A 12405-nucleotide genomic window follows, 5' to 3' on the forward strand; every position below is an offset into this window, starting at 1 on the left:
TCGAAGCGGTCGACGATCCGTGTGAGAGTGTCGATATTCGCGAGCGCGTCCGGGACCCTGCGGACCAGCCGAGTCCATCTACCGGTGGCCTATCGAGGTCGGGTTCGGATTGGTCGATGACTTCATCGACATCGGCGGGTTCCGCGTACGGCCTCTCGGTGTCGCTGAGTAAGGCTCGGAGCGCGGTCAATTCGCTACGCAGCGACGGTGAGGCAAAGGCACGGCTGCCGGGTTCGTCAGTTCGGTGCGGTCGCAAACGCTAGCCCCCGGTTGTGAATGGGATTGCATCGTCGTGCATAATCATTTGTAGAACGACGCGGGTGCGCCGCGGCTGGTCCCGAGGAGTCGGGGCCGGGCCGCGCCCACCGCTCAGACACCCGCCATACTGCTGGTACACCTACCGAAAACCGAGGAGCACACAGAACATGTCCGAGCGCGTCGTACTCGCCTACTCCGGTGGGCTGGACACCTCCGTGGCGATCAGCTGGATCGGCAAGGAGACCGGCGCCGAGGTGGTGGCCGTGGCCATCGACCTCGGCCAGGGTGGCGAGGACATGAACGTGGTGCGTCAGCGAGCGCTGGACTGCGGCGCCGTCGAGGCGATCGTGGTCGACGCCCGTGACGAGTTCGCCACCGAGTACTGCCTGCCCACCATCCAGGCCAACGCCCTGTACATGGGCGAGTACCCGCTCGTCTCGGCGATCAGCCGCCCGCTGATCGTCAAGCACCTGGTCGAGGCCGCCAAGTTCCATGGGGCCAGTACCGTCGCGCACGGCTGCACCGGCAAAGGCAACGACCAGGTCCGCTTCGAGGTCGGCATCGGCGCGCTCGCGCCCGACCTGAACGTGATCGCCCCGGTCCGCGACTACGCATGGACCAGGGAGAAGGCCATCGCCTTCGCCGAGGAGAACGCGCTGCCGATCAACGTCACCAAGAAATCCCCGTTCTCCATCGACCAGAACGTCTGGGGCCGTGCCGTCGAGACCGGCTTCCTCGAGGACCTGTGGAATGCTCCGACGAAAGACGTCTACGACTACACCTCCGACCCGACCGTCAACTTCGAGGCGCCGGACGAGCTCATCGTCACCTTCGACAAGGGCGTGCCGGTGGCCATCGACGGACGCCAGGTCAGCGTGCTCGAGGCGATCGTCGAACTGAACAACCGCGCGGGCCGCCAAGGCGTCGGCCGCCTCGACATGGTCGAGGACCGGTTGGTCGGCATCAAGAGCCGCGAGATCTACGAGGCGCCCGGCGCCATCGCGCTGATCACCGCGCACCAGGCCCTCGAAAACGTCACCATCGAGCGTGAGCTGGGCCGCTACAAGCGGCAGGTCGAGCAGCGCTGGGGCGAGCTGGCCTACGACGGCCTGTGGTTCTCCCCGCTCAAGCGGGCTCTGGACGCCTTCATCGGCGACACCCAGCAGCATGTCTCCGGCGACATCCGGATGGTCCTGCACGGCGGCTCCGCCGTGGTCAACGGCCGTCGCTCCGAGCAGTCGCTGTACGACTTCAACCTGGCCACCTACGACGAGGGCGACACCTTCGACCAGTCGCTGGCCAAGGGCTTCGTCCAGATCCACGGCCTGTCCTCCAAGGTCGCCGCCCGCCGCGACCTGAGCCAGAAGTAATCCCACGCGCGCCGGTGCACGGACGTGCACCGGCGCGCTGTCGGCTGCCGCCACAGTCGCAGTCCGGGTGCCTCCAGAACCCGAGGGGCACCCAACGCGGGACCTGAACGCAAATCCTCATCACCCAACTAGTACGGCCTGAAGGCTCGGAGAGGCGGACCAGTGACGCAGAGCGGCAGCACGAACCAGGGTGCGCTCTGGGGCGGGCGATTCGCCTCCGGGCCCGCCGAGGCCATGGCCGCGCTGAGCAAGTCGACGCATTTCGACTGGGCCCTGGCCCCATACGACATCCGCGCGTCGAAAGCGCACGCGCGGGTGCTGCACAAGGCGGGGCTGCTCTCCGACGGCGACTTGTCGGGGATGCTGGCTGGTCTGGATCGGCTTGCGGCGGACGTGGCTTCGGGTGTGTTCCAGCCCGCCGACTCGGACGAGGACGTGCACGGCGCGCTGGAGCGCGGGCTGATCGAGCGGGTGGGCGCCGAGCTCGGCGGCAGGCTGCGTGCTGGCCGCTCGCGCAACGACCAGGTGGCCACCTTGTTCCGGATGTGGTTGCGCGACGGCGTGCGCCGGGTCGCGGCGGGTGTGCTCGCGGTGGTCGACGCGCTGGTCGCTCAGGCCGCGGCGCACCCGGACGCGGTGATGCCGGGCAAGACGCACCTGCAGGCCGCCCAGCCGGTGCTACTGGCCCACCATCTGCTCGCCCACGCCCACCCGCTGCTGCGCGACCTGGACCGGTTGCGCGACTTCGACAAGCGGGCGGCAGTGTCGCCCTACGGTTCCGGCGCGCTGGCGGGCTCCTCGCTCGGGCTCGACCCGGAGGCGATCGCGGCGGACCTGGATTTCGACACGGCCGCCGCCAACTCGATCGACGCCACCTCGGCGCGGGATTTCGCCGCCGAGGCCGCCTTTGTGCTCGCCATGATCGGCGTTGACCTGAGCCGGATGGCTGAAGAGGTGATCCTCTGGAGCACACCGGAATTCGGCTACATCACCCTGGCCGACGCGTGGTCCACCGGCTCTTCGATCATGCCGCAGAAGAAGAACCCGGACGTTTCCGAGCTCACCCGCGGCAAGGCGGGCAGGCTGATCGGAAACCTCACCGGTCTGCTGGCCACCCTCAAGGCGCAGCCCCTGGCCTACAACCGCGACCTGCAGGAGGACAAGGAGCCCTTGTTCGATTCGGTCGCGCAGCTCGAGCTGTTGCTCCCGGCCATCGCGGGCCTGGTCTCGACGCTCACCTTCCACACCGACCGCATGGCCGAACTCGCACCCGCCGGTTTCACGCTGGCCACCGACATCGCCGAATGGCTTGTCCGCCAGGGTGTTCCGTTCCGCGTCGCGCACGAGGCAGCGGGCGCCTGCGTGCGAGCCGCCGAATCCCGCGGTGTCGGCCTCGACGAACTCACCGACGACGAGTTTGCCGCCATCGACCCAGCGCTGACCGGAAAGGTGCGTGAGGTCCTCACCGTGCAGGGCTCCATCGCCTCTCGGGACGCCCGCGGCGGAACCGCGGGCGTGCGGGTCGCGTCACAGCTCGAGGAGGTGCGCCGGGCGGCGGTCGAGGCACGCGCCTGGCTGGGCTGATTCGGCGGGGCCGCGCGGATCCGGTGTTCGGAGCGGACGCCCCTGTTCCCGAATGAGTTCGAGTCGATCGGTCCTACCGGGTGATGGTGATATCGGCTCCACTGAACAGGAGATCGCTTGGCCGCGTGGTGCGACCCGCCTCCGGCACCAGCTCGGCCGCGGGCGCGAGCTCGCGCAGCTGCCGGAGGAACACCTCGACGGCGAGCGTGGCCATGCTCTTGCCGGGGCAGATGTGCCTGCCGAACCCGAAGGTCAACGGCAGCTTGCCGGTACCATGCAGATTCAGGCAGTCGGGAAATGCCTCCGGGTCGCGGTTGGCCGCGGCGAACATCACCAGCACCGGCCCCGCGGGGAGTCGTGTGCCGCTCCGCAGGACGACTGGTGTCTTGACACGACGTTTCCACGCCACGAGTCCAGGGTCGAGCTGGAGGATCTTCGCGGCGACCAGCCCGGAGCCTTCCGGGTCGGCGAGCAGATCCCACCACGCCCGATCCGGGTCGGCGAGCAACCGCTGCACCCCCTGCTGGATGCTGCCGCTCACTGTATGCACTCCAGCGGCAAGGGAATTCGCCATGGCCGACACGGCGATTCGGTGGGAGACCCCGGCGTCGCGAAGCCTGCGTGCCAATCCGATCGCCTCGCTGCCACGGCCCTCCCGGACCGCCCGGCCGCTCACGGTGAACAACCATCCGAGTGCGCCCACCGCCTCGGCCAATTCGCGACCGCGCATGACGCGGCCGAGTAGTCCCGATTGCGCGCCGCTCCACGCCGCCACATGCGGCCAGTCCGACTCGGGCAACCCCACGGCCGCACCGCACGTCCGTGCGGCGTACGCAATCGACAATGCCGTCACGTCGAGGTGGACGCCGGGCCGGTTGCCCGAATCGCGCACCGCGTCGTGGAAGTGCTCGACCATGGCGGCGGCACGGTGCGGCCGGTCGCCGGGGGAGATCGTGAAGTGCCCCGACGGACCGGCCATGGTGTTCCACACGCGCTTGTGCAGGTGGTCGTCGGTCAAGTTGGCGGTCGCCTTGGCGGGCGGCGGAACCAGGTGCCGGACGAAATGCGGAATGGCCCGCGGAGTCGCCGCGATCCGCGCGTAACCCACCAGCGGATCCAGCGAATTCGCATTGGACAGCCCGGGAGTGGTCGCGTCCAGCACCTCGCGCACGTCGGCGTACTGCCAGATCATGCGTAGTCCGGACGGATGCCGATAGGTCGGCTCCGGCCATTCGTGCAGTAGCCGATAGCGTTCGTCGCGTTCCGCGAACGATATTTCGTTGCAGGTCAGCGTTTCAAAGGGAAACTCAACCACCGCAACGTCATTCCTGCCGATCATTTGCCAGATCGTATGCTCCGCGGTAGCTCCGGTCGGACTGGTCTTCCCCATCTTGGGGAGCCGTGTGCCGTCCGGCGCAGGGGATCGCGCTGTGCGGTGCGCGGAACTGGCTACGCTGCGGCGATGACCTTGCTACTGCTTGCATTGGCCATCGCCTCCGAGGTGACCGCGACCGTCTCGCTGAAGCTCTCCGACGGGTTCAGCAAGCTCATACCTTCGTTCGTAGTGGTAGTCGGCTACGTCGCGGCGTTCTTCTTCCTGTCCCAGGCTTTGAAGCGCGGCATGGCGATCGGGGTGGCGTACGGTATCTGGTCGGCGGTCGGTGTCGCCGCGATAGCGGTGATCGGCGTGCTGTTTCTGGACGAGCCTCTGACCCTGGTGCAGGTCGTTGGAATCGGGCTGGTGATCCTCGGTGTGCTGGCGTTGGAACTCGGCGGCGCACACTGACATTCGGTCCGGCAGGGAATATCGTACGCGTTGGCTCGCCGTGCCTTTTGTTCGTTGTTTTCTCGACCGAAAAGAATGGTCGTGTAGGTCGGCTCCGTTGCGCCCTTTGCATTTTCCCGAATACGTCCCGTTGGACGGGCCGACGAACGTACCATCGGGCAATGGATTGGACGTTCGCTCAGCGGATTTTACGTGGATGTGTCCGATGACCTCGGACGATTCCGAAAAGCAGCCCGAGACGACCGGCGAATCCGCAGTCCTGTTGGAAGCTGTCGGACTGGTGAAGCGCTATGGCGGTGTCGAGGCGTTGCGGGGCGTCAATTTTCAGGTGCGCGCGGGGGAGGTCGTCGCATTGATCGGCGACAACGGCGCCGGGAAATCGACCTTGGTGAAATGTCTTTCCGGCGCCGAGCAACCGGATGCCGGAACTATCGTGCTCGACGGCGCTCCGGTCGTGCTGAATTCGCCGACGGCCGCGCGGAAACTCGGCGTGGAAACCGTGTACCAGGATCTCGCCGTCGCGCCGGACCTCGACCCCGCCGCCAATCTGTTCCTCGGAAGGGAACTCGTCCGCTCCGGACTCCTTGGCAAGCTCGGCATGCTGGACAAGGCCGCGATGCGAGCCCGGGCGATGGAACACTTCCGGCGCCTCGGGGTGTCCCTGCAGAGCGCCGACGTCCCGATCGGCGCGCTCTCCGGCGGACAGCGCCAGAGCGTCGCTGTGGCGAGGGCGGTGTTCTGGGCGAGCAGGGTCGTGTTCATGGACGAGCCGACCGCGGCACTGGGTGTCGTGCAGCGCGAGCGCGTTCTCGACGTCATCCGCCGGGTACGCGACCAGGGCGTCGCGGTAGTCCTGATCAGTCACAACATGCCGGAGGTTCGTGCGGTCGCGGACCGCATCGAGGTGCTGCGGCGCGGCAGGCGGGTAGCTCGGTTCGCCGCCGCCGACGCCACGCTCGAGCAGTTGGTCGGCGCCATGACCGGCGCACTGTCCCACGAGGACGCTGCATGAGGGATATCGAGGCCGTCGCACCGGCCGAACGCACGGTCCTGCAGCGACTGCTCGGCGCCGGCACGGTGTGGATCGGAGTCGTGCTGGTGGTTCTGTGTGTGGTGTTCAGCCTCATCCGGCCCGACGCCTTCCCCACCCGGTTCACCCTGCAGACTCTGCTGATCGAAACGTCGGTGCTGCTGGTGCTTTCGGTCGGCATGACCTTCGTGATCATCACCTCCGGCATCGACCTCTCGGTCGGGACGGTGCTGATATTCGCAGGCGTGCTCGGCGCGAAGTCCATGGAGTGGCTGAGCCCGAACGAGGACGCCACCGGCGCGGGCTGGGGCGTCATCGCGGTCGGGTTACTGTTGTCGGTCGCAGGCGGCGGAGTCTGGGGCCTGCTGAACGGCCTTCTGGTGGCCAAGGCCGGGATTCCGCCGCTGATCGTCACGCTCGGTTCCTTCGGTGCGGCGCTGGGCGCGGCCCAGTTGATCACCGGCGGCGTTGACACCAGGACGGTGCCCGAAAAGTTGCGTGATTCATTGGGTTTCGGCACGTCGCTGGGGGGAGTGCCGAACCTGGTACTGGTTGCGACCGCCGTGACGGTGCTGGCCGCCTGGGTGCTGCACACCACGCGCTTCGGTCGCCACACCTATGCGATCGGCTCCAATCAGGAGGCCGCCCGCCGCTCCGGGATCGCAGTGACCCGGCATCTTGTGCTGGTGTATCTGCTCACCGGGTTGCTGGCCGGACTTGCCGGGTTCATGAACCTGGCCTACTTCGGTACCACCACCATCGGCGGGCACGGCACCGACAACCTGGACGCCATCGCGGGCGTGGTGATCGGCGGGACAAGCCTTTTCGGCGGTGTCGGCTCGGTCGTGGGCACCGTAATCGGCGTATTCATCCCGTCGGTGCTGAAGAAAGGTTTCGTTATCGCGCAGGTGCCGGTGTTCTGGCAGCCGATCGCGGTGAGCGTGGTCCTGGTCGCCGCGGTCTGGTTCGACCAAGCCCGTCGCAGGGCACGGGACCGGAAGTAGAAATCCCTCGATAACAGAAAACGTATGTGGAGGTGCCGGATGCGGGTGGCCAAGCGGAACGTGGTCGTGATCGGCGCGCTGGTGGTGATCGGCGCGCTAGTGGTGGGTTGCGGTGGGGGGGTGCGTAATTCGGGCGGCGGCGACAGCAAGCGGCTGGTGCTGATCCCTGGCGTGGCCGACGAGCCGTTCTACATCTCTATGCAGTGCGGCGCGCAGGACGAGGCCGCGAAACTCGGCTACCGGCTCGACACCCAGGCCCCGACGAAATTCGACGCCGGAGCGCAGACTCCGGTGCTTACCGGTGTGGTGGCGAACAATCCCGGCGGCATCCTGATCGCACCGACACACGCCACCGCCATGGCCAATCCGCTACGGCAGGCCAAGGCCGCGGGCATCAAGATCGTCGAGGTGGACACCGCGCTGGACGACACATCCATCGCGGTGTCGTCGATCTCGTCGGATAACAAGAAGGGCGGTGCGCTCGCGGCCGCGACGCTGGCGAAGCTGGTCGGGGAGAAGGGCCCGGTTCTGGTGATCAACACCAAGGCGGGCACCTCCACCACCGACGAGCGGGCGCAGGGTTTCGAAGAGGCGATCAAGAGCTACCCGGGCATCGCCTCGCTCGGCGTGCAATACAACAACAACGACGCGGCGCAGGCGGCGTCGATCGTCACCGCGACGCTGGCCGCACACCCCGATCTCGCGGGTGTGTTCGCGACCAACTTGAGTTCGGCTGAGGGGGCGGCGACCGGACTGCGCAACGCCAACAAGCTCGGACAGGTGAAGCTCGTCGGTTTCGACGCGAGCCCGAAGCAGGTCGAGGATTTGAAAGCCGGTACCGTGCAAGCTCTCATCGCCCAGGACCCGGCGGGGATCGGCGCCGAAGGCGTCGACCAGGCGGTCGCTGCCCTCGAGGGCAAGCCGGTCACCAGGAACATGCAGACCGCGATGATCGCGATCACCCATGCGGACATGGACGTCAACGCCAAGTACTTCTACAAACGCACATGCTGACCGCCTGATGAGGGGACGTGCCGACCGGAAGCGCCCGCGCGCTCCGGTCGGCACGTCCGGTCCGTCGGCATCGTCACTAAATTAAAAGCCGGCCATGTGGCGTCCATCGGCGCGGCCGGAGGAACTACGGCCCGAATCCAGTGCACCAACCACCGAGTACGGCCACCCGGGAATCATGGCGGTGTTGGGTTTCGCGCAGTCGTAGGTATGGCACAGGATCCTGTCGGTGTGAGTGTCAGTGAGTGTTCCGTCGGCGTGGGCGTCGTGCGGTTTCTGCTCGGACATTGTCGATGATGTCTTCGGGGACGAATCCGATGATGTCTTCGCGTGAGGTGATGTTCAGTTTCTGCAGGATCGCGGTCATCTGTGCGTCGACGGTTCTGACGGAGTTTCCGCGGCGCGCGGCCATTGCGGCATTGGTCCACCGGGCCGCCGCCAATATCGCGACCTCTTGCTCGGCGGTGGTCAACTCGTTCCAAGACGACGAAGCGGCTCGGCCTGCCGGACGGGATGCTGCCAGAGTGTTGATGGACAGGGTCCCCATGGCGAGTTGTTGCACCTCGTCGAGTTCGGGGCGCAGCCGGGATCCTTGGGTTTCCGCTGCGGTGAACGCCTCGGGGCCGAGTGTCCGACGGGCCACGGCGAGGGCTTTGTCGGCTTCATCGGCAAAGGGCCCCAGCGCTTCGAGGCGGATGCCGAACTTGGCTTGTTGCCTTGTGGTTCCTCCGGCGAGTTGGGCGATTTCGACAGCCCATGCGGTGAGCGCGTCGCGGTCGGGGTTCCCGGCGGCGATGGCGTCGGTGATGCATTGTGCCAATGACCAAGCCCGAAACTGGACCGCCCAGAATCTCCCCCAGGGATCACGGGCGGGCAGCAGGTGTGTCAGCGCCTGCCGTTCGAAGTCCAATGCCGCGGTGGGATTGCCGTGTCTGGTCAAAGTGAGCGCCCACGCCAGCTGAGCCCAGGACTTCACCCACAAAGCACCCGAAGCGTTCGCTTCGTCGAGGTGATGTCGTGCGATCTGATGGGCTTGTTGCGCGGTTCCGAGTACACCTGCCGCCAGTGCCGCCCACAAGTCAGCCATTGTGGTGGCGCCGTAGTTGTCCAGGCGATGCCATTTTTCGCGGGCTCGTGTCAGGACAGTGATAGCTCGTGCATCACGGTGGGCCAGCAGCAATTCGATGCCCCACGCAAATTCGACGACCGCGGGCAGGCCGATATCGGTCTCGGCGGTGCTTCGCCAGTTCCGTCTGCTGTGAGCGTCCGGGATGCAGGCGGTGACGCAGTCCTCCAGCATCCGTCTGGCGTCCTCGGGCTCGCCCTGGCACAGGGTGAGCTGGACGATCATCGCCATCGCCCCTATCTGGAGTTCGGCGGGTTGTGGGTCCAACTCCCGGGTGGCCTGTAAGGAGCGCATGGTCCACCGCCGCATCTCGCGCAATGGACCTTTCATGAAAGGAAATCGTAAGGTGAGCAGTCCGGAGCAGATCTCCAAGCCGACCGCTGCTTCGCCGGGTGTGGTGATGCTGGTGTCGATAGCGGTGAGGATGTTGTCCCACGCCGCGCGGGCCCAGTCCAGCAGGTCGTGTTCCGCCGGACCCAGCCAGTTGGCTGCGGCGTGCGCGACTTTGTGGCGGTAGTAGTGGCGGTGTCGTTCGGCCAGCCGTGCCGATTCGTCGGCTCGAGCGGTGGAGTGCCGCTCGAGCTGTTGCCGAGCGAATATCCGAAGACTTTCGAGTAGCGAGTACCGGACTGTGGTCGGCGTGAAGTGCGCCGTCACCAGCGATCGATCAACGAGGCGATCGAGCAGATCCTCGATCTCTTCTCTCGCCAGGCTCACTGGCCCATCACCGGAAAGCGACGCGGGGTCGTCGTCCTCTCCCGGTCCACGGTCTCCGGGTCGCCGGTCGTCGGCGCAAACGCCTTCGATCGCGTCCAGTTCTGCTCCCACATCGAGGGAAGCGCCGCTGTGGTCGTCTTCGGGATTGGTGTCGTATCCCGCGGCGAATACCGACATGCGCTCGAACAGCAGGCGTTCCTTGTCGGTGCACAGGTCATAGGACCAGGCGATCACATCCCTGACTCCTCGATGTCGGGGATCGGCTCCCACGCTGGGCCCTGGCGACCATCGCATACGTTTGTCGTCGGTTTCGTCACCACTGAGGTCCCCAAGGATCGCCGCCAACGGTTGGCGCACCAGTCGTGCCGCGGCCAGTCGGATGTACAGCGGATGATTGTGCATGTGCCGGCAGATCAGATCTGCGGTGGCGATCTGGTCGGCGCCGGTGACGGGGTGACCGGTGAGCTCGGATCGTTGCTGGAACAACGTCAGAGCCTGTCGGCGCGACAACGGCGGCACGACGAGCAGCTGCTCATCGACCCATCCGATCGGTTCGCGGCTGGTCGCCAGAATGTTCAACCCCGGCACTGCCTCCGACAACCGGGCTATCACGGCACCGGCACCAGTCAGGACATGCTCGCAATTGTCCATCACCAATATCGACTGCCGGTATCGCCCCACTGCGTCTTTTTCGGTGAATGTGTGGACAAGCGCCTCCCAGACCGATCGCCCGGAGAAATCCGGACCGATCACCGACTGGGCGATTTCTTCCTCGACCGCGGAGGCATCCGAACCCTTGGACAGACGCGCCAGCCGCACCCAATGGACCGACACATGCCTGGCCATTTGGTAACGGCCGACAGCCTGCACTGCGAGTCTGGTTTTCCCGATACCACCCGAACCGATCAAGGTGATCAACCGTGTCGAATGCACAAGCATGGGGACGATCTTGTCCAGCTCATCCTCACGACCGACGAAATCACTTGCTGCCCATATCCGATCATGGGCCAGCTCACGACGCGGTTCCGGCACAACGCCAAGAATAGTCTTCCCCGGCGGTCTGTCCAGGTACTTCCGAATCCTGTCCCGATACATCGGCGAGGCCGTGGCCGAGCTCAGGCTCGTCGCGGGCGCCACACGTGCGCGTGGTCGGTCCCTCGCCATCTCGACCAATTCCATGCCGCCATGCCGCCATGCTGCCACCCCGGCTCACGGCCATCCCGGGTAACGCACGGCTTCGGTGTCAGGCGGTCTTGGCGAGGTTGTGGGCCAGTGTGCCGAGCCGGGCCAGACGAGCGTCGCCGAGCGGGGTGACCCTGCTGCCGAGGCGGTTGGTGATGAAGGCGAGCGACATCCCGGTCGCCGGGTCGGCGAAACCGCCCGAGCCGCCGAGCCCGAAGTGGCCGAAGGCCGACACCGGCTCAGTCTTGGACGGCTTCATGGGCACGCCGTGGTAGCCGAGTGCCCATGGAATCCGGAAGGCCAGGACATAGTCCGGAGTGAACACTTGGCGCTGGGTCATCCGCTCGATGGTGTCCGGGCGCAGCAACTGGTATCCGTCGAGCTGCCCGCCGTTGGCGAGCGCCCCGTACATGCGGGCCAGCGCGCGAGCGGAGAAGACGCCATTGAGGCCGGGCATCACCGAATCGTGCAGGCGTGGATCGGAAACCAGTTCGGCGAACCCCGCCGGGGTGGTGTCGGCGGCGGCCGCGAATCGGGTGCGGCCCAGCAGTCGGGAGCCCCGCTCCCAGCTCAGGCCCGCGACGGTCAGACGTGGGAAGTTGGTGGCGATGCGTTCGCGTTCCGACTCCGGCACCCGGAACCAGAGTTCTTCGGCCGCAAGCGGTTCCGCGATCTCGGTGCGCAGCACGTCGGTGAATTCCGCACCGGTGACCCGGCGTACCAATTCCGCGGCCAAGTGCCCGTAGGTGATGCCGTGATAGCCGCTTGTGACCCGATGCCGTGGGTCGGGAGCCGCGGCCGCGAGCGCCGCGGTCACCGCCGCGTCGTCGAAGAACCGTTCGATCGGTCCCGGCAGCAGCCCGCGCAGCCGGTGCAACCCCGCCCGATGGCTGAGCATGGCGCGCACGGTGATGCGTTCCTTGTCGGCCGCGGCGAACTCCGGCCAGTAGGTCGCGACCGGCTCGTCGTAGTCGATCAGGCCGCGTTCCGCCAACCGGTGTACGAGAGTGCTGGCGACGCCCTTGCTGGTGGAAAACGCCATGGCGACGGTGTCGCGCTGCCACGGCACCTCGGGGTGTGCGAACCCGGCCCAGACGTCGACGACCGGTTCGCCGTGCAGGTAGACCGCCAAGGCTCCACCGCCGTCGGACGGCCGCCGAAACAGCCGGTCGAACTCGGTGACCAGGCGCGCGAAGCGACGATCGACGAACTGTGCTGTCATCGGAAACTCTCTGTCGTACGGTCCGTTCCAGCATCGCATGCCCTCGACGCGACGCCGCGCACCCTTCCACGCGACCGGTCGGTACGGTGAGAAGACGTTTCCTGACCGTCACAAA

General features: G+C 66.5%; 9 protein-coding genes. 6 read left to right on the forward strand and 3 right to left on the reverse strand.

Annotation, left to right across the window (positions count from 1 at the left end; genetic code table 11):
- The first annotated feature begins 425 nt into the window (after positions 1 to 425).
- A complete protein-coding gene (locus OHB12_RS35820) occupies positions 426 to 1628 on the forward strand; it encodes an argininosuccinate synthase (RefSeq protein ID WP_327114886.1) in 1203 nt (400 codons plus the stop codon).
- 162 nt (positions 1629 to 1790) lie between these two features.
- Entirely contained in the window at positions 1791 to 3212 is a 1422-nt protein-coding gene (argH, locus tag OHB12_RS35825) for an argininosuccinate lyase (protein ID WP_327114888.1), read from the forward strand.
- Between the two features lie 73 nt (positions 3213 to 3285).
- On the opposite strand, the gene OHB12_RS35830 is transcribed toward argH, so the two are convergent.
- Positions 3286 to 4551 (reverse strand): hypothetical protein, encoded by a 1266-nt coding sequence (locus OHB12_RS35830; protein ID WP_327114890.1) that lies wholly within the window; start codon positions 4549 to 4551, stop codon positions 3286 to 3288.
- 123 nt (positions 4552 to 4674) lie between these two features.
- On the opposite strand from OHB12_RS35830, the gene OHB12_RS35835 reads away from it, so the two are divergent.
- From OHB12_RS35835 to OHB12_RS35850, 4 genes are all read left to right on the forward strand, one after another.
- On the forward strand, positions 4675 to 4998 hold the full coding sequence (locus tag OHB12_RS35835; protein WP_327114892.1) for a DMT family transporter: 324 nt from the start codon (positions 4675 to 4677) through the stop codon (positions 4996 to 4998).
- 205 nt (positions 4999 to 5203) lie between these two features.
- The gene (locus OHB12_RS35840) at positions 5204 to 6010 is read left to right on the forward strand and encodes an ATP-binding cassette domain-containing protein (RefSeq protein WP_327114894.1); all 807 of its coding nucleotides are present in this window, start codon (positions 5204 to 5206) and stop codon (positions 6008 to 6010) included.
- Positions 6007 to 7032, forward strand: a complete 1026-nt coding sequence (locus OHB12_RS35845) for an ABC transporter permease (RefSeq protein WP_327114896.1) — start codon at positions 6007 to 6009, stop codon at positions 7030 to 7032. Before OHB12_RS35840 ends, OHB12_RS35845 begins: the two co-directional genes overlap by 4 nt.
- 39 nt (positions 7033 to 7071) lie before the next feature.
- Positions 7072 to 8046 (forward strand): ABC transporter substrate-binding protein, encoded by a 975-nt coding sequence (locus tag OHB12_RS35850; protein WP_327114898.1) that lies wholly within the window; start codon positions 7072 to 7074, stop codon positions 8044 to 8046.
- 235 nt (positions 8047 to 8281) lie between these two features.
- On the opposite strand, the gene OHB12_RS35855 is transcribed toward OHB12_RS35850, so the two are convergent.
- Complete coding sequence (locus tag OHB12_RS35855) at positions 8282 to 10918, reverse strand: ATP-binding protein (protein WP_327114900.1); 2637 nt, start codon at positions 10916 to 10918, stop codon at positions 8282 to 8284.
- Between the two features lie 211 nt (positions 10919 to 11129).
- The gene (locus tag OHB12_RS35860) at positions 11130 to 12290 is read right to left on the reverse strand and encodes a serine hydrolase domain-containing protein (RefSeq protein WP_327114902.1); all 1161 of its coding nucleotides are present in this window, start codon (positions 12288 to 12290) and stop codon (positions 11130 to 11132) included.
- Between the last annotated feature and the right edge of the window lie 115 nt (positions 12291 to 12405).

This window comes from Nocardia sp. NBC_01730 (genome assembly GCF_035920445.1).
In the GTDB taxonomy this organism is placed as follows: domain Bacteria; phylum Actinomycetota; class Actinomycetes; order Mycobacteriales; family Mycobacteriaceae; genus Nocardia.

What these genes read in the sequence shown, in the direction of transcription:
- OHB12_RS35830 (WP_327114890.1), bottom strand. Translation starts at nt 4,551, where the DNA reads ATGATCGGCAGGAATGACGTTGCGGTGGTTGAGTTTCCCTTTGAAACG.
- OHB12_RS35850 (WP_327114898.1), top strand. Translation starts at nt 7,072, where the DNA reads ATGCGGGTGGCCAAGCGGAACGTGGTCGTGATCGGCGCGCTGGTGGTG.
- OHB12_RS35845 (WP_327114896.1), top strand. Translation starts at nt 6,007, where the DNA reads ATGAGGGATATCGAGGCCGTCGCACCGGCCGAACGCACGGTCCTGCAG.
- OHB12_RS35820 (WP_327114886.1), top strand. Translation starts at nt 426, where the DNA reads ATGTCCGAGCGCGTCGTACTCGCCTACTCCGGTGGGCTGGACACCTCC.
- OHB12_RS35835 (WP_327114892.1), top strand. Translation starts at nt 4,675, where the DNA reads ATGACCTTGCTACTGCTTGCATTGGCCATCGCCTCCGAGGTGACCGCG.
- OHB12_RS35860 (WP_327114902.1), bottom strand. Translation starts at nt 12,290, where the DNA reads ATGACAGCACAGTTCGTCGATCGTCGCTTCGCGCGCCTGGTCACCGAG.
- OHB12_RS35840 (WP_327114894.1), top strand. Translation starts at nt 5,204, where the DNA reads ATGACCTCGGACGATTCCGAAAAGCAGCCCGAGACGACCGGCGAATCC.